This is a genomic window from Tardiphaga sp. 813_E8_N1_3, from assembly GCF_051811025.1.
In the GTDB taxonomy this organism is placed as follows: Bacteria; Pseudomonadota; Alphaproteobacteria; order Rhizobiales; family Xanthobacteraceae; genus Tardiphaga.
In genome coordinates this window covers 1,142,218-1,162,338 of record NZ_JBPWQE010000001.1, presented here as the reverse complement: position 1 = coordinate 1,162,338, position 20,121 = coordinate 1,142,218, and the positions used below count along the sequence as shown (strand labels likewise).

19 protein-coding genes are annotated in these 20,121 nt (G+C 62.3%); 6 read left to right on the top strand and 13 right to left on the bottom strand.

Annotation, left to right across the window (positions count from 1 at the left end; translation table 11 throughout):
* Position 1: 1 nt before the first annotated feature.
* The 4 genes from AB8A33_RS05460 to AB8A33_RS05445 form a co-directional block, all read right to left on the bottom strand.
* Complete coding sequence (locus AB8A33_RS05460; protein ID WP_439091846.1) at positions 2–418, bottom strand: hypothetical protein; 417 nt, start codon at positions 416–418, stop codon at positions 2–4.
* A gap of 156 nt (positions 419–574) precedes the next feature.
* Positions 575–979: a DUF3307 domain-containing protein gene (locus AB8A33_RS05455; RefSeq protein ID WP_439091845.1), complete on the bottom strand. Its 405-nt coding sequence runs from the start codon at positions 977–979 to the stop codon at positions 575–577.
* A 170-nt stretch (positions 980–1,149) separates the two neighbouring features.
* Positions 1,150–1,995, bottom strand: coding sequence for a DUF6537 domain-containing protein (locus tag AB8A33_RS05450; protein ID WP_439091844.1), 846 nt, complete (start codon positions 1,993–1,995; stop codon positions 1,150–1,152).
* 15 nt (positions 1,996–2,010) lie between these two features.
* A complete protein-coding gene (locus tag AB8A33_RS05445) occupies positions 2,011–2,670 on the bottom strand; it encodes a Crp/Fnr family transcriptional regulator (RefSeq protein WP_439091843.1) in 660 nt (219 codons plus the stop codon).
* Positions 2,671–2,948: 278 nt separating this feature from the next.
* Between AB8A33_RS05445 and AB8A33_RS05440 the strand changes: the two genes are divergently transcribed.
* Positions 2,949–3,755 (top strand): enoyl-CoA hydratase/isomerase family protein, encoded by an 807-nt coding sequence (locus tag AB8A33_RS05440; protein ID WP_439095862.1) that lies wholly within the window; start codon positions 2,949–2,951, stop codon positions 3,753–3,755.
* Positions 3,756–3,917: 162 nt separating this feature from the next.
* Here the strand turns inward: AB8A33_RS05440 and AB8A33_RS05435 are convergent, their stop codons facing one another.
* The 8 genes from AB8A33_RS05435 to AB8A33_RS05400 form a co-directional block, all read right to left on the bottom strand.
* On the bottom strand, positions 3,918–4,595 hold the full coding sequence (locus AB8A33_RS05435) for a nitroreductase (protein ID WP_439091842.1): 678 nt from the start codon (positions 4,593–4,595) through the stop codon (positions 3,918–3,920).
* A gap of 8 nt (positions 4,596–4,603) precedes the next feature.
* Entirely contained in the window at positions 4,604–5,845 is a 1,242-nt protein-coding gene (locus AB8A33_RS05430) for an acyl-CoA dehydrogenase (protein ID WP_439091841.1), read from the bottom strand.
* Positions 5,846–5,908: 63 nt separating this feature from the next.
* Entirely contained in the window at positions 5,909–7,153 is a 1,245-nt protein-coding gene (locus tag AB8A33_RS05425; protein WP_439091840.1) for an acyl-CoA dehydrogenase, read from the bottom strand.
* Between the two features lie 11 nt (positions 7,154–7,164).
* On the bottom strand, positions 7,165–8,292 hold the full coding sequence (locus tag AB8A33_RS05420; RefSeq protein ID WP_439091839.1) for an acyl-CoA dehydrogenase family protein: 1,128 nt from the start codon (positions 8,290–8,292) through the stop codon (positions 7,165–7,167).
* Positions 8,293–8,323: 31 nt separating this feature from the next.
* Entirely contained in the window at positions 8,324–10,198 is a 1,875-nt protein-coding gene (locus tag AB8A33_RS05415) for an AMP-binding protein (protein ID WP_439091838.1), read from the bottom strand.
* Positions 10,199–10,276: 78 nt separating this feature from the next.
* Positions 10,277–11,083, bottom strand: a complete 807-nt coding sequence (locus AB8A33_RS05410; protein WP_439091837.1) for an enoyl-CoA hydratase/isomerase family protein — start codon at positions 11,081–11,083, stop codon at positions 10,277–10,279.
* Between the two features lie 73 nt (positions 11,084–11,156).
* Entirely contained in the window at positions 11,157–11,915 is a 759-nt protein-coding gene (locus AB8A33_RS05405; protein ID WP_439091836.1) for an SDR family NAD(P)-dependent oxidoreductase, read from the bottom strand.
* Between the two features lie 227 nt (positions 11,916–12,142).
* Positions 12,143–12,808, bottom strand: coding sequence for a TetR family transcriptional regulator (locus AB8A33_RS05400; protein ID WP_439091835.1), 666 nt, complete (start codon positions 12,806–12,808; stop codon positions 12,143–12,145).
* A 141-nt stretch (positions 12,809–12,949) separates the two neighbouring features.
* Between AB8A33_RS05400 and AB8A33_RS05395 the strand changes: the two genes are divergently transcribed.
* The 3 genes from AB8A33_RS05395 to AB8A33_RS05385 all read left to right on the top strand — a co-directional run bounded on the left by AB8A33_RS05395 (position 12,950) and on the right by AB8A33_RS05385 (position 17,287).
* Complete coding sequence (locus AB8A33_RS05395) at positions 12,950–14,122, top strand: acetyl-CoA C-acetyltransferase (RefSeq protein WP_439091834.1); 1,173 nt, start codon at positions 12,950–12,952, stop codon at positions 14,120–14,122.
* 236 nt (positions 14,123–14,358) lie between these two features.
* Complete coding sequence (locus AB8A33_RS05390; protein ID WP_439091833.1) at positions 14,359–15,903, top strand: acyl-CoA synthetase; 1,545 nt, start codon at positions 14,359–14,361, stop codon at positions 15,901–15,903.
* A 64-nt stretch (positions 15,904–15,967) separates the two neighbouring features.
* Positions 15,968–17,287 (top strand): cobyrinate a,c-diamide synthase, encoded by a 1,320-nt coding sequence (locus tag AB8A33_RS05385; RefSeq protein WP_439091832.1) that lies wholly within the window; start codon positions 15,968–15,970, stop codon positions 17,285–17,287.
* Positions 17,288–17,294: 7 nt separating this feature from the next.
* Here AB8A33_RS05385 and AB8A33_RS05380 read toward each other — a convergent pair whose 3' ends face one another.
* Positions 17,295–18,140 carry a DUF1194 domain-containing protein gene (locus tag AB8A33_RS05380; RefSeq protein WP_092145074.1) on the bottom strand — a complete coding sequence of 282 codons (846 nt, stop codon included), beginning with the start codon at positions 18,138–18,140 and terminating at the stop codon, positions 17,295–17,297.
* Between the two features lie 220 nt (positions 18,141–18,360).
* Here AB8A33_RS05380 and AB8A33_RS05375 point away from each other — a divergent pair, with 220 nt between their 5' ends.
* The gene (locus AB8A33_RS05375) at positions 18,361–19,677 is read left to right on the top strand and encodes a tetratricopeptide repeat protein (RefSeq protein WP_439091831.1); all 1,317 of its coding nucleotides are present in this window, start codon (positions 18,361–18,363) and stop codon (positions 19,675–19,677) included.
* A gap of 48 nt (positions 19,678–19,725) precedes the next feature.
* Positions 19,726–20,031 carry an ATP-dependent Clp protease adapter ClpS gene (clpS, locus tag AB8A33_RS05370; RefSeq protein WP_115030259.1) on the top strand — a complete coding sequence of 102 codons (306 nt, stop codon included), beginning with the start codon at positions 19,726–19,728 and terminating at the stop codon, positions 20,029–20,031.
* Positions 20,032–20,121 lie beyond the last annotated feature (90 nt).

Genomic DNA, 20,121 nt, shown 5'->3' with positions numbered 1-20,121 from the left:
CTTACGCCGTGACGGCGTGAGCGAGTTCCTTGTCATCCAGCTCGTCGTCGAGATCATCATCCATCGGCGCCAGCGTCGAGAGAGGCTTGGTCGACAGCGTGATCGCCTTGCGGTTGTGATAGGCCGACACCGAAGGACGCGCCACAGCGGTGTCGTGCGACAGCGCGTAGAGTGTAGAACCGACGCGGCCACCGAATTCGATCAGCTCACGCTCGCTGCAGCTCGATGCGATCGAGATCGCCAAAGCGTGGAGATGACTGCGGCGATAGCAGAACAGAGCCAGCATCGCGCGGACATCGGATGAAACGCTGGCCACGAGATGGGGCAGGCCATTTTCATTTGCACGATACATTGCACCGAGCAGATCTTCCTCGACGGGGCAAAAATCGTTCTCAAAAGCTTGACGGCTGGACCGCATGGGGTTTCTCCTCGTTAATGAGGATGCGGTTGAATTTCCTAACGCAGAGTTAACTAACAGCCTTAATGGCCGTGTGCGACTCTTGAGTAACAGTTTGAAATGTGGCAGCCGTGCCCTGCTACCGCCACATTGGAACTCGATGCGTTCAAACGCGCATCAGCTGTTGGCGACGATGAAGATGGTGAGGAAGAAGTCGGTCAGGTGATGCAGTGCCTGATCGATGCCGATCAGCCACCAGAACCAGCGATGGCCCTGCGCCACCCCGAAATGCGAGACGCAGATGCCCTTGAGCCGATCGATGGTGATGTGGATCGCGAAATCGACCAGCCCCAGGAACCAGAGCTTGGGTTGTACAACGGCAATGAACAGCGTCGTCAGCACGCCATGGATCGCGCAATGCGCCAGCAGCGGCAGCGCCCAACCGGTCCGCTGATCCTTGCCCATCGCCATCCAGGCGTTCTGCAGCAGGAAATCAGCGATCACATGCTTGACGGTGAGGACGAGCATCCACCCGACGAGCCCGCCCAGAGCAATCGACGACGACATTGCAGGAAACAACAAGCTGACGTCCCTCTCACCGGTCACGACAGGACGGCGCGCCGAGCCGGCCTGGATCGCTCGCCCTATTTATGACACTCCGAAACCGGGAATGCACGCCGCGGAACCGAAAACCCACCACTTCCTTGCCGCCCCATCGGTCGAGACATCCTCGCCCCTATTCCACTTCCACGCTAGTTTATCACGGCATGCGCGCGCAGTTCGCCGATCGCCTTGCGTAATTGGTCACCCTTCGGGTCGCGCGGCACCGCACGGGCACGCGTGATCGCGTCCGCCAGATCGGTGATAACCAGCGTCCCATCGAAAGCCGGCTTGGCCAGCCCGTCGATGATCTGATGCCAGGCGGCCATGCCATGCCGATAGCCCGTGCCGTAACCTTCGATCATGGTTGCCGTCTGCACGATGGCCATTGCCGCGTCCGGCTGCTTGGTCAGCGCGCGATCGATCATATGCAGCCAGCGTTCGACCCAGACGCGCTCCGTCTCATAACGCGTCGACAACAGGCGCCAGCGTCGCAGCCAGGATTCGAGTTCAAGACGTTTGACGCCCCAGATACTGACCTTGCTGAAACGGATCGGCACCGTGCGATGCGCGCAATAAATGCGCTCGAGCGCCCACATCAGGGGATCGCCGACGATCTCCGGCAATGCCGACACCAGCTCATCCAGCCGGAACCGCCGCTTGTCGACGACAGGCGGCCGGCCGGATATCACCGGCTCCTGCAGCTTGAGCTGCGCAATGCGGATCGGGTCGTGATAACTCATGCGCATCGCGAGCAGCCGCGCAATCTCGCTGAACAGTTCGTCGCTGATATTGCGCCGTCCGACAAAGCGACGCAGCCGATTGCTGTAGAGCTGCGCGTAGACGGCGCTCTGATAGTTGATCAGCAGCGCCACGCCATCTTCCGCTACAGAACGCACCGCAGCCGGCAGGCCCACCGGCAAAACCGGCGCTGCAGGTTCGTTCCTGTTCGCCAACTCGGCGAGCGTGGAGCGGATGACGTTGATGAAACCTGCCACGGGACGTCCTGATGCTTATGCGTGCTGCGGCGCCATGGGCAATGCGGGCGTGTCCTGCTTCATCAGACGCGCTTCCAGCTTGTCGATATTCTCGAACAACCGCGCGCTGGCGAGACGCAGGAAGAAGAAACCGAATTCCGGATTCTGCACGTACAGCTCTTCGACCTGGCTGTAGCTGACGCTGAGCACCATGCCGGGTTCGATACATTCCAGCGTCTGGGTGCGTTCATTCGTCGGCGACAGCATGCCAAGCTCACCAACGATAGCGCCGACCGGCAGCTCGATGCCGGACTCGACGAGACGATAGCGGCCGGACACGATGTAGAACATGTCCTCGGCCTTCTCGTCCTTGTAGAACAGGATCTCGCCGGCCTTGCAGGGACGCTTGGTCATGAACGGCTTCAGCCATTCCATCGACAGGTCCGAATTCACCGACTTTTTCACATCCTGGACCAACTGCAGCATCTGGCGCAGACGGTAGATGTTGAGCGGCAGCAGCACCGCGTGCAGCGCCATGGTTGGATAATTGTGGGTTGGGATCGAGATCGCGATCAGCAGGACATTGGCCATGATGCCGAACACCCGCAGCGGGATCATCGTGCGCATCGTGCAGGTCGCCACTACGAAGATGGTAGCAAAGGCACTGCCGGCGTGATGGAGATAAGACATATCCATGGGAGCAAACCGGGTTTCTAGGAACGGCCGCAACGTCACCCGCCGACATGAAGGACGGATGACCGGGCCTTTGCGTATGCAATATAGCCCATCCGGTTAAAATAGCCCGTCTTGTAACCGCTCGAAATCACGGTCTGGTGCTCGGATTGACGTCCCATCCGGGTGCGGGCACGGTCACCCTCTGCCCGCGCGAGAGGCGCGCGCCTTTAGATTTGACGCGTTTTCTGAACGCGAACCGGGCATCCCCTTCGCTCGAAAACGCTATGGAGAAGAACAACATGTCGGAAACGACGGAAACCGCATCTGACCAGTCCTCGCCACCCATTCTGACCATCGACGGCCCCCGCGCCACCATCCGCCTGAACCGGCCCCAGAAGCTGAACCGGCTGTCCCAGCTCGACCTGGACACCCTTATGCAGCTGTTCGATCGCGTAGAGGCCGATCGCGCCATCCGGGTGCTAGTCCTGACAGGCAACGGCCGCGCCTTCAGCGCCGGCTTCGACCTCAATGCGATCTCCGAACGGGCTGCCAGCGCGCCCAAGCCCGTAGCCGAAGGTTCGTCCGGGTCGGCCTTTGAGGCCGTGGCAAACCGGCTGGAGGACCTGGCGCTGCCGACCATCTGCCGACTGAATGGTGGCGTCTATGGCGGCTCGACCGATCTGGCACTGGCCTGTGACTTCCGGGTCGGCGTCGACACCTGCGAGATGTTCATGCCCGCGGCCCGGCTCGGCCTTCATTATTACAAAGGCGGCATCAAACGCTATGTGAGCCGGCTCGGGGTCGACAACGCCAAGCGATTGTTTCTCACCGCGCAGAAGCTGGAAGCCACCGAACTGCTGCGGATCGGCTACCTCACCGCCATGGTGCCGGCCGAGGCGCTGGACGAGGAAGTCGACAAGCTCGCCACGATTCTGGCCGGCAACGCCCCGATCGCCATGCGCGGCATGAAGCAGGCGATCAACGAATTCGCCCGCGGTGAACTGGACGAAGCGGCGGCAGACCAGCGCGCTCGCGACAGCATGCGCGGCGATGAGATCAAGGAAGGGACGAAGGCGTTTGCGGAGAAGCGGGCGCCGAGGTTTTAGGCTTCACTCGTCATTCCGGGGCGCGCGAGCCCTTGCTCGCGTGAACCCGGAATCCCGAAGTGTTTAGCCATGCCGAGATTCCCCGCCACTCCAATTGGAGTGGCTGAGGTTCGCCTGCATGCGACTTCGCCGCATTCCGGCGCCCCGGAATGACGGCCAAGATCACTCCACAAATGTCGCGACGTCTGGCAACTGCGCGCGGTTGGTCCGATAGCTGTTCACCTTGTGCTCGCGGTTCGGATAGCCGAACGAGATGCCGCAAACGACGCGGCGATCGTCGCTCATGCCGAAATGCTTGCGCACCACGGCCGAGTGAAACGCCAGTGCCGCCTGCGGCACGGTCGCGAGGCCGAGCGCCTGTGCAGCTAGCATGAAATTGCTCACATAGCCGCCGCAGTCCACTGCGCCATAGACGCCGAGCGCTTCGTCCGAGGTGATGATCGCCACATGCGGCGCGCCGAAGAAGTTGAAGTTCTGCAACGCCTGCTCGGCATAGGCCGCCTTGTCGCCGCGCGCGATGCCCAGCGTATTGTAGAGTTGGAAGCCGCTTTCACGGCGCCGATCCAGATAGACGCCGCGATATTCGCGCGGGAACGGGAAGTCTCCCGAATTCGGCGCGCCAGAGGCTGCAACGGGATAGAGCACGTCGCGAAATTTCTTCGTCGCCTCGCCCGATGTGATCGTCACCTGCCATGGCTGGCTGTTGCACCATGACGCCGTCTTCTGCGCGGCATTGAGAATGCGGTCGATGATATCGCGCGGCACCTGCTCGGTCTTGTAGGCACGGCAGGAGTAACGTGACGCCAGAAGATTCTCGACCGTATCGATAGAAGCAGTCATTACAAACCTTACCGTCCCTTGGTCGGGACCTTGTTGAACGGCACGTCCTTGTCGACGCGGATGTCGCCAGGCAAGCCGAGCACGCGCTCAGCAATGATGTTGCGCAGGATCTCGTCGGTGCCGCCGGCGATACGCATCGAGGACGAGCCCAAAATTGTCGCCTGGAATTCACCGGCCGCTTCGGCATCGGCGCCGACCAGGGCTCCGGAGGCGCCCTGCAGATCAGCAGCAAACATCGCGATGTCCTGCATCATCATGCCCGAGACGAGCTTGCCGATCGAGTTTTCCGGCCCCGGACGCTCGCCTTTCGACAGCGCCGAGATCGAGCGATAGCTGGTGTATTTCAGACCGGAATTCTTCACCGCCCAACCCGCCAGCTTCGAACGCACATTGGGATCGTCGATGGCGAGGCCGTCTTCCAGCATCAGGTTGCTGCAGAACTCGAACAGTTCCGGGAAGCCGGTCGCGACGCGCGAGCCTATCGACATGCGCTCGTTCATCAGCGTGGTCAGCGACACGTTCCAGCCGTCACCGACGGCGCCGAGCCGCTGCGCGTCGGGAATCCGCACATCGGTGAAGAACACCTCGTTGAATTCCTGCATGCCATTGGCCTGCTTGATCGGCTTTACCTCAACGCCTTCGCTCTTCATGTCGAGGAAGAACATGGTCAGACCCTTGTGCTTCGGCACATTCGGGTCGGTGCGGGTGATGAGGATGCCATAATCCGAATAATGCGCGCCGGAAGTCCAGATTTTCTGGCCGTTGACGATCCAATCATCGCCGTCCCTTTCCGCCCGAGTGCGCAGACCGGCGACGTCGGAACCACCGGCGGGTTCGGAGAACAGCTGACACCAGACCTTCTCGCCGGAGGCCAGCGGCGGCAGATATTTGCGCTTCTGGTCTTCGGAGGCATAGGCCATCACTGTCGGACCGCACATGCCCTGCCCGATGGCGAAGGGCCGCGCGAGCTTGTCATAGACGCCCTCTTCCTGCTGCCAGATCACGCGCTCGATCGGCGTCGAGCCGCGGCCGCCATATTCCTTCGGCCAATGCAGACAGGCCCAGCCGGCATCGGCCTTCTTCTTCTGCCACGCCTTGGCGACATCGAGCATCGCGTCGCGCTTTTCACCGGCACGCTTCGCCGACGGCTTGGTCAGCTCGGCTTCCAGCTCCTTGGGCGCATTGGCATCGATCCACTTGCGCGCGATAGCGCGGAATTCGGCTTCCTGCGGCGTGTCATCGAAGTTCATGGCAGTCGTCCTCTACGAAAAAGAAAAACCGCGACCAGGGCAGCAAGCCACCCTGGCCGCCAGTTATCGTCCCTTGGTCGGGATCTTGTTGAATGGCACGTCCTTGTCGACGCGGATGTCGCCCGGCAGGCCGAGCACGCGCTCGGCGATGATGTTGCGCAAGATCTCGTCGGTGCCGCCCTCGACGCGTGTCGCAGGCGAACGCAGCAGCATCGCCTGGAATTTGCCGGCGACCTCCGCATCCTCCGGCCCGTTCAGCACGCCTGCCGCACCCTGCAGGTCGAGCGCGTATGTCGCGACGTCCTGCAGCATCGCGCCGGCGACCAGCTTGCCGATGGAATTCTCCGGCCCCGGCCGTTCGCCGCGTGACAGCGCCGAGATTGAACGGAATGCCGTATAACGCAGGCCCGAGGCACGCACCGCCCAGTTGGCAAGCTTGGAGCGCACGGCGGGGTCGTCGATGGCCGGACCATCGTCCAGCATCAGGCTGCTGCAGAACTCGAACAGTTCCGGGAAGCCGGTCGCGACATTGGCGCCGATCGCCATACGCTCGTTCATCAGCGTGGTCAGCGATACGTTCCAGCCATCGCCGACAGCGCCTAGCCGCTGCGAGTCCGGGATACGGACGTCGGTGAAATAGACCTCGTTGAATTCGGCCTGACCGTTGGCCTGCTTGATCGGCTTCACCTCGACGCCCGGGCTCCTCATGTCCAGGAAGAACATGGTGAGCCCCTTATGCTTCGGCACAGTCGGGTCGGTGCGGGTGATCAGGATGCCGTAGTCCGAGTAATGCGCACCTGAGGTCCAGATCTTCTGACCGTTGATGACCCAGTCATCGCCGTCCTTTTCCGCACGGGTGCGCAGACCGGCGACGTCGGATCCCCCTGCGGGTTCGGAGAACAGCTGGCACCAGATCTTTTCCCCGGAGGCCAGCGGCGGCAGATACTGCCGTTTATGCTCCTCGGAGGCATAGGCCATCATGGTCGGTCCGCACATGCCGTGGCCGATGATAAACAGCGCGCCGAGCTTGCCGAACACGCCCTCTTCCTGCTGCCAGATCACGCGCTCGATGGGCGACGCGCCGCGACCACCATAGTCTTTCGGCCAATGCGGTACGGCCCAGCCGGCATCGGCCTTCTTCTTCTGCCAGGCTTTTGCGACTTCCAGAATATTCGCGCTCTTGAGCTGAATGCGGCCGAGCGCGGCCTTCTTCAGCTCGTCTTCATATTGCTTGGGCGCATTGGCCGCGATCCAGGCTTTCGCCTCGGCACGGAATTCGGCCTCCTGCGGGGTGTCATCGAAATTCATCGCGATGATCCCTACGCCGCGTTCTTCTGGCGCATGCGCTCGATCAATTGGTCTTCCCAATAGGACAGCGAGCCAAGACCGACAGCAACAGCGTTGGAGCGGCGATAATAGAGATGGCAGTCGAACTCCCAGGTGAAGCCCATGCCGCCATGGACCTGGATGTTATTCTTGGAGCAATGCTGGAACGCCTGCGTCGCACTGATGCGCGCGGCGGCGGCAGCTTCCGGCAGTTCGGACGCGTTGGTCGAGAGCGCCCAGGCGCCGTAGTAGCAATTGGAGCGCGCCAGCGTCGCGGAGACATACATATCCGCCAGCATGTGCTTCACAGCCTGGAACGAGCCGATCTGGCGACCGAAAGCGATACGATCCAGCGCGTAATCGCGGCCCATTTCCAGTGCGCGATCGGAGCCGCCAACCTGCTCGAAGCCGATCAGCACCGCAGCACGATCGAGCACCTGAGAGAGAATGCTCCAGCCTTCATTGGCGGCGCCGAGCAACTCAGCCTTCACATTCTTGAAGGAGATTTCCGCCTGATTGCGCGAAGGATCGATGGAGGTCAGCGCCTTGACTTCGACGCCTTCGCTGGTGAGATCCACGAGATACAGCGCGATGTCGCTGTCGCGACCGGTCGAGCCCGTGCGGGCGGCGACAATCGCGAAGTCAGCAATGGCGCCATCGGGCACCGGCTTCTTGGTGCCGTTGAGCACACCGTTGGCCGCCGTGAGCTTGATCGCCTTTGGCGACGGATTACCGGAGCCTTCGAATAGCGCCAGCGTACCGATGGCATTACCCTGTGCAATTGCCGGCAGCCATTTCTGCTTCTGCGCATCGGAGCCTGCGAGCAGCAGCGCTTCAGCGGCGAGATAAACCGTGGACGAGAACGGCACCGGCGCCAGCGCGCGGCCCATTTCCTCGGCGATCACGCAGAGTTCGAGATGACCTGCGCCCGAACCGCCAAAGGCTTCCGGGATGGCGACGCCGAGGAAGCCCATGTCAGCCAAGCCCTTCCAGAGCTCGCGATCATAAGGCGCCTTGCCGTCGATCACGGCGCGCACAGCCTTCGGCGGGCACTTCTCGGTAAGAAAACGCCGGGCCTCGTCGCGAAGCTGCTTCTGGTCGTCGGAGAAATCGAAGTTCATGGCGGTGTACTCTGCTCTGATCGATGAAAGTCTAGTTGAGGATGATGACGTCTTCGCCGGGGTGCTCGGCGTAAAGCTGGGCGACCAGTGCCGCGCGGCGTTCGAGGCCGGCGCGCTGGTTGATGTAGCCCTTGTCTGTGAGTTCGTTGCCGTCGATCGACGCCGGCTCAACCATGAACATCGCGCGCGCAATGCGCCGGCTGCTGGCGCCTTCGCACGACGCATTATGTGCCTGCAGCCCCTTCTTCAGACAGGCAAGAACCGCTGGATGTTTCACCACATCGGCAAATGTCGCCTCGGGCTCGCCGATCATGATTCGGCAGGCCGGCAGGTTGGGCCAGGCGAGCACGCCGATATAGGGACGATCCTGTCCCGTGATCAGCGCGTCCTGCACCACCGGCGTCGCCGCGGCGATCACGTCGGTGCGCAACGAGCCGACATGCACGAAGGTGCCGGTCGTCAGCTTGAAATCCTCCACCACGCGGCCGGAGAAGATCAGGCCCTTGACCGGATCGTTGTCGTCGACGAACACGCCGGCGTCGCCGATCTTGTAGAAGCCTTCCTCGTCGAAGGCGGCCTTGGTCAGGTCCGGCTGGCGATAGTAGCCCGGCATCACATTGATACCGCGCAGGCGCAATTCATATTTCGAATCCACCGGCACCATCTTCAGCTCGACGCCAGGAAACGGCAGACCGATCAGGCCGACGCGCTCTGTGTCCCAATAAGTGCCGGTCGAAGTCGGCGACGTCTCGGTGCAGCCCCAGCCGGTGTAGAACACGATGCGCTCGCCCGTGGCGCGCACGGCCAATGCCTGCATACGATCGTAGAGATCGTCCGGCAGCCGGGCACCGCCATAGGCCATCAGGTTCAGGTTCTTGAAGAACGAGCGCGCCAGCGCATCGTCCTTCTCCATCGCGCTGGCGATCGCCGCATAGCCGGCCGGTACGTTGGCGTAATAGGTCGGCGAGATTTCGCGCAGATTGCGCAATGTCTCGTCGATCATGCCCGGCATTGGACGGCCATCGTCGATATAGAGCGTTCCGCCATCGATCAACAGCGGATTGAACAGAGCGTTGCCGCCCATGGTGTGATTCCACGGCATCCAATCGAGATAGACCGGCGGCTGCGCGTTCGGATCGCGCGGGCGCGTCTGCATCATCATCGCGGCATTCGCCGTCATCATCCGCTGCGTGTTGATCACGGCCTTGGGCATGCCGGTGGAGCCCGAGGTGAACAGCAGCTTACCGACCGTATCGGGCGTGATCCGCGCGAGCGATGCGTCGACCGTGGGCGTAACCTTGGTCGCGACCATGTCGGCATAGGCGGTGCTGGCGATCCCCGCTGGCGGGCGCGCCACATGGATGATCTTGATGCCGGTGAGGTCGAGCGCATCCAGCGCCTTCTGGAAGGTCGCCCCGTCCTGCACCATGACCGCGACAGGCTTTATCAGATCGAACAGATATTTGAGCTTGGCGTGATCCTGGCTCATCAACGAATAGGCCGGCGACACCGGCGCTGCCGGATGCCGCGCCTGCATCGCCGCCATGGTCATCAGCGCATGCTCGATGGAATTGCCTGACAGGATCGCAACCGGTCCATCGGCCGCGAGCTTCATGTCGAGCAGCGCCTGGGTCAGCGCATCGGCGGTCCGCTTCGCCTCGCTATAGCTGAGCCGGCGCCATTGCCTATCATCGCCGGCGCGCTGGGCCAGCCAGGTGTGATCGGGACGCTCCTTGGCCCACTTCGCCAGAGACGCCGGCAGATGCGTCTCATAGGCCATCAACGGTATCAGCGACTTCATGACAATCACGCCATCCGTGCGGCGCTCGACATCGATGTCGCGCTCCATCCAGTGGATCTTGCGGAAGGCGGGCTTTGTCAGCACCGCGGCAGCCTGGGCGTTCATGTGGTTTCTCCCAAAACCGTTCTTGTCGAACCATGGTCTCGTTTGTCGGACCTTGTATTTGTTGCGTGAGATCACGCTTTAACGTGTGACGTAAACCGGCTTTCGTTTCTCGATGAAGGCGCGGATGCCTTCCTCGAAATCTTCCGAGCGGCTGCACAACACCTGATTGCGATCTTCCATGGCAATCACGGCCTCGATCGAGCCGGCATCGACGGACATGTTGATACATTCCTTCGACAGCCGCAGGCCGACAGGCGACGCCGTTATCATCGCATCAACATAGGGCGCAGCCGCAGCTTCAAGTTGGCCGTCCTCGACGACCTCAGATACGAGGCCGACAGCCAGCGCGCGATCCGCGTGAATGAAGCGGCCGGTCAGGATCAGTTCCGAGGCCACGGAGACGCCAACCAGGCGCGGCAAGAAATAGCTCGAGCCGATATCGCAGCCGCCAAGGCCAAGCTTGATGAAGGCGCAGTTCATCCGCGCAGACTTCGCGGCAATACGGATATCTGCGGCGAGCGCCAGCGCGAAGCCGCCGCCGGCAGCCGCGCCCTGCACCAGCGCCACGATCGGCTGCGGGCAGCGGCGCATCAGCATCACGATATCGGCGATGCGGCGCTGGGAATCCAGGGACTCGGTGACGGTGCGCGGCGAGTTCTGGCCGGCACGCGAGGCCATCGCATGTTTGAGATCCAACCCGGCGCAAAAATTGGCGCCGGCGCCTCTGAGGACGACGACGCGTGTCTTGCGATTGCGCTGCAGGCTTTGGAAATAATCGTTGAGCGCGTCGATCAGCGCAGGATCGAGGGCGTTGAGGCTCTCCGGACGATTGAGGGTCACCCGGTCCACGCCATCGTCATGTTCGATCAGCAGAGGCTCGGTCACAACGCCCACTCCACACCCATCCGCGACTCAACAACGAGCCGTCCCCGCAACAGCGGGGACGGTGTTCTGATGACTAGCGCGGGGCCATGCGGATGGCGCCGTCGAGGCGGATGGTTTCGCCGTTCAGCATCGGGTTTTCGACCATATGAACGGCGAGGTTACCGTATTCCGAGGCGTCGCCGAGGCGGGCCGGATGCGGGACCTGCGCGCCGAGGCTGGCGCGGGCTTCCTCGTTGAGGCCCATCAGGAGCGGTGTCAGGAACAGGCCCGGCGCAATCGTATTGACGCGGATTTTCTGCGACGACAGATCGCGTGCAGCCGGCAGGGTCAGACCGACAACGCCGCCCTTCGATGCGGCATAGGCGATCTGGCCGATCTGACCTTCATAGGCCGCGACGCTGGCGGTGTTGATGATGACGCCGCGCTCTTCGCCGATGGCGTCCTGCGTCACGAGCTGTTCAGCGAACAGGCGCAGGCAGTTGAAGGTGCCGATCAGGTTGACCATGATGACATTGGTGAACTTCTCGAGCGGATAGACGCCCTGCTTGCCGACGATGCGCTGCGAACCACCGATGCCGGCGCAGTTCACCAGCACGCGCGCTGTGCCATGCGCGGCGGCGGCCTTGGCCAGCGCCGCCTTGACGTCAGCTTCGCTGGTGACGTCGCCGACGGTGGCGACGCCCTTCACTTCGGCAGCGACCTTCTCGGCATTGTCCTGCGCACGATCGAACACGGCAACCTTGGCGCCCTTGGCAGCCATCGCGCGCGCGGTCGCGGCACCAAGCCCCGAGCCACCGCCGGTGATGAATACGGCTACGTCTTTAAGCTGCATCGATAGAGCCTTTCCTTGGGCGTTCCTGATCGTTTCTTGAATTTTTGGTCGCGACGAAGAAGAAAAAGAAGAAGTGGTCCTTGGGCGTTTTCTTGGTTGTTGTTCTTGAAACTGATCCTTGGGCGTTTCTTATTTTTTGGTTCTTGAATTTAGTTCCTTGGGCGTTTCCCGACGTTTTTGAATTTTCTTGGCAGTTTTCCTTGGGCCGTTTCTTCTTAGCTCTGTGGTCAGGCCTTGGCGGCCTTCTTGTTTGTCACGATCCCGCCGAGCAACATCGCCTCCATATGGGCGACGTAGTCGCGGCAGACTTCATCCGTCACCGGGCCGACGCCAATGGCGCGTGACATGGCATGACGGCTGAAGAACAGATTGTCGCAGGCGCCGATCAGGCTGGTGTAGAACAGCACGGGATCGACCTTGCGGAATTCGCCGGATTCGAGTCCCTCCGCCAGCAGGCGGCGATGGAAGCCGAGCAGCGGCCCCACGAAAAACTTCGACACTTCATCGGCCGCCTCGTTGCTGCTTTCGTGCAGCAAATAGTGGATCAGCCGGTTCATGTAGGGAAACTGGTAGTAAGCCTTCATGATGCCGGCGATATGCAGCCGCAGTTTTGCAGTGGCCGAGATCGGCTGCGCCAGCAGGTATTCCAGATTGGTCATCTCGGTGGCGGCATCGCGCGCGAGCAGCGCCAGCAGCAAGCCGTCTTTATTGCCGAAATGATATTTCACCAGCGCCGCATTGACCCCGGACTGCTGCGCAATCTCGCTCAGCGACACCTCGATGGAGTTGCTGGAGATCATGAGTTCGCTTGCCGCAAGCAACAGCTTGTCGGCCGTCGGATTACGGCCGGGGGCGGTTTTCACGGAGGTGCTGGGGTTCACAGTCGATGCCATTCGGAGCGCAGATAATACGAACAATCGGCCGCACTCAAGAGTTAATTGACCGATTGACTAAACTCTCCGCGGACACTTTAATCCCGCGCGTTCAACGCCACGAAAAACGCCGCCAAACAAGGCAAAAAAGGGAGATCACGCATGGCCGAGGCCTATATCGTCGCCGCCGCACGGACCGCAGGTGGCCGCAAGGGCGGCCGCTTAGCCGGCTGGCACCCGGCCGATCTCGCTGCCTCGGTTTTGAACACGCTGGTTGAACGCACCGGCGCAGATCCCGCTTTAGTTGAAGACGTTATCATGGGCTGCGTCGGCCAGGGCGGTGAGCAGGCTGTGAACGTCGCGCGCAACGCAGTGCTGGCCTCCAAGTTGCCGGAAAGCGTGCCGGGCACCTCGATCGACCGCCAGTGCGGATCGTCGCAGCAGGCGCTGCATTTCGCGGCCCAGGCCGTGATGGCCGGCTCCATGGACATCGTGATCGCCGCCGGCGTCGAGAGCATGACCCGCGTGCCGATGGGTTCGCCAAGCATTCTCGCGTCAAAAGCCGGCATGGGCCACTACAAGAGCCCCGGCATGGAGGCACGTTATCCCAACATCCAGTTCAACCAGTTCACCGGCGCCGAGATGGTCGCCGCGAAATACGGTCTGACCAAGGATGAACTCGATCAGTACGCTTTCGAGAGCCATCAACGCGCCATCGCTGCGACCGAGGCCGGCCGCTTCAAGGACGAGATCATCCCGTTGCAGATCACCCGCGCCGATGGTTCCACGGATACGCATCACATCGACGAAGGCATTCGCTTCGATGCAACGCTGGACGGAATCCGCGGCGTCAAGCTGATCGCCGAGAACGGCAAGCTCACCGCAGCATCCGCCAGCCAGATCTGCGACGGCGCATCGGGCGTGATGGTCGTCAACGAACGCGGCCTCAAGCAGCTCGGCGTCAAGCCGATGGCCCGCATCCATCACATGACCATGATGGGCGGCGATCCCGTCATCATGCTGGAAGCACCCTTGCCGGCCACCGAACGCGCGCTGAAAAAAGCTGGCATGAAGATCGACGACATCGACCTGTTCGAAGTCAACGAAGCCTTCGCCTCGATTCCAACGGCCTGGCTGAAGGCCACCAGTGCCGATCCTAAGCGCCTCAACGTCAATGGCGGCGCCATCGCGCTCGGCCATCCGCTCGGCGGCTCCGGCACCAAGCTGATGACCACGCTGGTGCACGCGCTGCAACAGACAGGCAAGCGCTACGGGCTGCAGACCATGTGCGAAGGCGGCGGCATGGCCAATGTGACGATCGTGGAGCGGTTGTAAACGCTCTTATTACCCTCTCCCCCAGCGCGGCGAAGCCGCGCGCAGCGGGAGAGGGTGCCTGAGCGAAGCGAAGGCGGGAGAGGGCTTTTGCTTCCGGCGAAGCGCCCCTCTCCCGTCTCGACCGCTGGCGCGGTCGATCCACCCTCTCCCGCCAGCCGCGGCTACGCCGCGTCCGGGGGCGAGGGGAAAGACACACCACGAGCGGGAAAATCCGCCGGCCTTCAGAGGAAACGCCCATGACGCATCCGTCGATTCACGCGAAGACGAATCCCGACAAGATTGCCTACCGCATGGCCGGCTCCGGCCAGGCGCTCACCTATCGCGAACTCGACGAACGCTCCAACCGCGGCGCGCAGCTGTTTCGCGCGCTGGGTCTGAAGGCCGGCGATCACATCGCGCTGCTGATGGAGAACCGGCTCGACTTCATGGAGATCTGCTGGTCTGCCCAGCGCGCCGGGCTCTATTACACCGCGATCAGCCGTTACCTCACGCAAGACGAGATCGCCTATATCGTCAAAGACTGCGGCGCTCGCGTGGTCATCACCTCCGAGAAATGCGCTGATGTGGTTGCGGCGCTGATCACCAACGCGGCCGAGCCGATGTTCTATATCGTCGACGGTTCGCGCACCGGTTTCCGCGACTGGAATACCGCACTCGCCGCTCAGCCCGCTACGCCGATTGCCGACGAAGTCGCCGGCTACGACATGCTGTATTCGTCGGGCACCACGGGCCGGCCGAAGGGCATCAAGCGCGCCTCGGAGAACAATCCGATCACCGTGCCCAATCCGTTCCTGAAGAAGCTCTGCGCCGACATGTGCGGCATGGTGTCGGATTCGATCTATCTGTCGCCAGCGCCGCTGTATCATGCGGCTCCACTGCGCTTCAACATGATGGCGATCACGCTCGGCGGCACGTCGGTGATCATGGAGCATTTCGACGCGGAGGAATTCCTCAAGCTCGTCGAGAAGTACAAGGTCACCCAGTCACAGCTGGTGCCGACCATGTTCGTGCGCATGCTGAAACTGCCGGATGAGGTCCGGTTGAAATACGACGTATCCTCACTGAACGGTGCAATCCACGCCGCAGCGCCCTGCCCGGTCGAGGTCAAGGCACGCATGATCGACTGGTGGGGACCGATCCTGATCGAATATTACGCCGGCTCCGAAGGCAACGGTGTCACCGTATCGAACTCGCAGCAGTGGCTGTCGCATCGCGGCACCGTCGGCAAGGCCGTGACCGGCGTCATCAAGATTCTCAACGAGGAGGATCAGGAACTACCGGTCGGCGAGATCGGCACGGTGTATTTCGCCGATGCACCTGTTTTCACCTATCACAACGATCCCGAGAAAACGAAGCGCGCCTATAATTCGCGCGGCTGGTCCACGCTCGGCGATGTCGGCTATCTCGATGACGAGGGCTTTCTCTATCTCACCGACCGCAAGTCCTACATGATCATTTCCGGCGGCGTGAACATCTACCCGCAGGAGACCGAGGACGTTCTCATCACCCATCCGGATATCGCCGATGTCGCGGTGTTCGGCGTGCCGAACGAGGAAATGGGCGAAGAGGTCAAGGCCGTGGTGCAGCCGCATGACATGAGCCGCGCTGGCAAGGCGCTGGAGGCCGAACTAATCTTGTACTGCCGCAAGCACCTGTCCCCGATCAAATGCCCCAAGAGCATCGACTTCGAGCCTGAATTGCCGCGCACGCCCACCGGCAAGCTGGTGAAGCGGCATCTGCGCGACAAGTATTGGCCGAAGAAGGAAAAGGCATCGGCCTAGACCGCGCTCTTGCGGCCTTGCATCCGCCGCGGTAATCCGCGGCGATGTCGCAAGTCCACCCATCATGACCGCCGGTCTGCTGATTTCCGCAGCGCGTTCCGGCGCGGGCAAAACCACGGTCACGCTCGGCCTGCTCGCCGCGCTGGCGCGGCGCGGCATGGTGCTGCGCGCCGCCAAAGCCGGACCTGATTATATCGATCCCGCCTTCCACGCGGTCGCCACCGGCGCGCCCTGCATCAATCTCGATAGCTGGACGATGCCGCCACCGCTGCTGCAGGCGCTCATGGCCGACGCCAGCGAGGCCGCCGACCTGCTGGTGGTCGAAGGCGTGATGGGTCTGTTCGACGGCGTGCCCGGCGTCGCGGACCGCGACGGCAGCAGCGCCAGTATCGCCGCACGCTTCAGGCTGCCGGTGCTGCTGGTGCTCGACGTGACGGCGCAATCGCAATCCGCTGCCGCCATGGTACGCGGCTTTGCCAGCCATCATCCGGGGGTCCGCGTCGCCGGCGTGATCCTGAACCGTGTCGGTAGCGACCGCCACCGCCGTCTCATCACCGACGCGATCACGCCGCTCGGTATTCCCGTGGTTGGCGCCATTCCGCGCGACGCGGCGCTGGCGCTGCCGGAGCGCCATCTCGGCCTGATCCAGGCCGGCGAACATGGTGACCTCGATGGACGGATCGCCGCTCTCGCCGACATGGCGGAGAAGCATCTCGATCTCGACGCTATCGTCGCGCTGGCCGTGCCCATCGACCAGCAGCCAACATTCAATGCTGCGCCGGCCTTGCCGCCGCCCGGTCAGCGCATCGCGCTGGCCACCGATGCTGCATTCACCTTTATCTATCCGCATCTGATCGACGGGTGGCGCAAAACCGGCGCGGAGATCGTGCGCTTCTCGCCGCTTGCCGATGAAGCACCGCCGGATGATTGCGATGCCTGCTGGCTGCCCGGCGGCTATCCCGAGCTACACGCCGCCACGCTCGCCTCCGCGCAAACTTTCCGCGATGGAATCGTCCGCTTTGCGCTGACGCGTCCGATCCATGGCGAATGCGGTGGCTATATGGTGCTCGGCGAAGGCCTTGAGGATGCCGACGGCAACCGACATGCGATGACCGGTCTGCTCGGGCACACAACGAGCTTTCAGAAGCGGCGCCTGCATCTCGGCTATCGCGAGGCCCGGCTGCTCTCGGAGTGTTCGATCGGGCCACGGGGATCGCTCATCCGCGGGCACGAATTCCACTACGCATCACTGACCGACGCGGGTAACGACGAGCCTCTGGTCGATCTGCAGAATGCGCAAGGCGAGCCCATGGCCGAACGCGGCGGACGGCGCGGTCATGTCACCGGCACGTTCTTCCACGCGATTGCGCAGCTCGATCGCTAGCCGGGGATCAGCGCCCCCAACGATCCTGCCAGATCTTCTCGCCGATCAGGCAGTTGACGCGGGGCTCCTTCGTCGTGTTGGCGACAGGAATCGCGCGCGGCTCGGGCATCAATCCTGCGACTTCCAACACCAGCTTGGTGCGGATCGCTTCCTTGAACTTGTCGCGCTCCTTGATCGGCACCACGAAGGAGCCCGCGCCGCCGATCACGCAGTCCTCGTAATAGAGATCGAGGTTTTCGATATCCATGGTCGAGTAGGACAGTTCCTTGGCCATGATCGGCAGGCCGTTGATGACGATGCCTTTCGCGACTGCCTCGTCGCGTGCGACCGTCACCGGTCCTCCGTTGTTGTTCGGCCCATCGCCCGAAATATCGATGACCCGGCGCAGACCGTGCAGCGCATTTTCATCGAACAGCGGCATGGCGTAGTAGATCGCGCCCGAGATCGACGTCCGCGACGCCCGGCGGATCGGCGTCTTCATGATTTCGGATGCCACCGCGTCGGCGGATTCAGGACCATCGATGACACGCCAGGGAATGATCAGCTTCTGGTCTGACGATGCCGCCCATTCGAAATAAGTGACCGCAATCTTGCCTGTCGGGCCACTCTTGAGCGCGGTAAGGAATTCCTTGGAAACGATGGCTTGGGCATAGCCTTCGCGCTGGATCGCCAGCTCGTCCATATCCATCGAATAGGAGACGTCGACCGCCAGCACCAGTTCGACATCAACTACGGGGTCCTGCTTGCTCTGGGCAAACTGCGCTTTCGGGCCTGTCGCAGCCATGCTCGCGACGTCGCCGCCGGCCATCGCTCCCGCGACGAGTACCGCTCCAATCGAGACACACCAGCGCATAGCGGCCCTCCCGTTGAGAATCGAATGGTGACATGCAAATGACGAGCCGCAAAGCAGGAACCTGCAGGCATGTTCACAATCCGGTCATGGCGGCGATGCCGCTGCGGCAGAGTTAACGGGCGCCTCCCCCCGGATTTGAACGGTTTGCACGCTCGCGAGACAAAGCTAGCGCAGGATGTCGCCAACGCCACATCCACCATTGCTGACCGGAATGGCCGACATGAGTGCCGCCTTGAACGCGCCGATGAACGGTGGCCGCCAGCCCGCAACGCGGCACGCAATCGTGTGGGCCGTACTGCTCGCTTGCATCGGCGCAGCGATCGCCTTGTTCGTTTCAGCACCTGCCGAACAGCGCAAGACAGGGGCTACCGAACAGGACGAACCTATTCGACCGTTCGGCGCAAACGCAGCCGACGAATGCCGCCGTCTTTCGCGGAACGCCACCGAATACCTCTCCGAGCAACAAGAGAAGCTGCGTTACCGAACGCGCCAGGCCACCTGCAGCGAAGCGTTCGCTACAGCTCCGGACGATGTCCGCAACAAGGTGGCCTTTGCTCAATCGCTGCCGCATGAACGGCGCGCCGAGGCGGTCGCCCTGTTGCGCGAGGCCGCAGCCCGGAACGATGGCGAGGCAAATTACGCAATCTATGAGTCGCACAATTCATGGGACTATCATCTTGACCGCCCGCAGATGATTGCGCGCGACGAGGCACAGCGCGCGCTGATCAGGGCAGCCGAACTGGACAACCCGTCAGCGGTAAACAGGCTCGCCATCCTCTATAGTCGTGGCGGCATCGTGAAGCGGGACCCGTCTGCCGAACGATACTGGACCGAGCGCGCGCTTCGGCTGCCGCTGCCGGAGAACGTCACCCGTGCGGACCAGCAGATCAGGCTTGCTCGGCTTCTCGCCCGATCCCCACAGCCGGACGAGCAGACCGCCGGTCAGAATTTACTCGAGCGTCTCGCGCAGGGCGGCTCCTTTGGCGCCAAGGCAGCGCTGGCGGTGGCCACGCGACCCAGCGATCCCGTGCGCGCCCGCAAACTATTTGAAGAGGCTGCGCGCGATCGTCTGGGAGGCGATACCGAACTGGCGCAGATGCTGCTCGACGGCGAAGGCGGCCCGGCCGATCCGAAGCGCGCACTATCGATCTTGCAAAGCCAGCGCCATCAGGCGAGCGCGAGTGGCCTGCTCGGCGAGCTTTATCTCGATGGAAAGCTGGTGCCACGCGACGTGTCAAAGGGGATCGACTTACTGATCACTGCCGGGGTTTGGGATTACGACTCCCGGCTGAAGGCCCTGCGGTTGCTGGCCAGCCACCCACAGGTTCAGATCTCTTCGCTCAACATCGTTCTGTTTGAGGCAATTCAGGCTGCGGAACTTGGCGAGCCTGACGCACTTGCCGCATTGGTCGATCTCAAACTATCGCAGAACCCGCAGTTTCGCGACGTCCCCGGAGCCTGTAAACTGAAGCCAATGGCCGTGCAGCGCGGCGATCAGGATGCCGTGCAACGCCTCAAGGATTGCCCGGCCGGCTGATCGTCGTCGCGGCGCCGCCACAGAGCGCGATCGTCCGGATGAGTGTGCATGCCCGAGAGTGTCACCGCCCCACAGACCAAGGCCAAGCCGAAGGTCGAGCGGCCGAAATTGTACAAGGTCATCCTCGTTAATGACGACTTCACGCCGCGGGAGTTCGTCGTGCGGGTGCTGAAAGCGGAATTTCGCATGTCCGAGGATCAGGCCGCCAAGGTGATGATGACGGCGCATCAGCGCGGCGTCTGCGTCGTCGCCGTGTTCACCCGTGACGTCGCCGAGACCAAGGCGACCCGCGCGACAGATGCCGGCCGCGCCAAAGGCTATCCGCTTCTGTTCACGACCGAGCCGGAAGAATAGAACGTGGCGTTTCTGTCCGACCAACCAAAACGATAAAAATTTAACGATCGCCTCAATCCGAGATTGGGCTGCATCTGGCAAGCTCGCCAG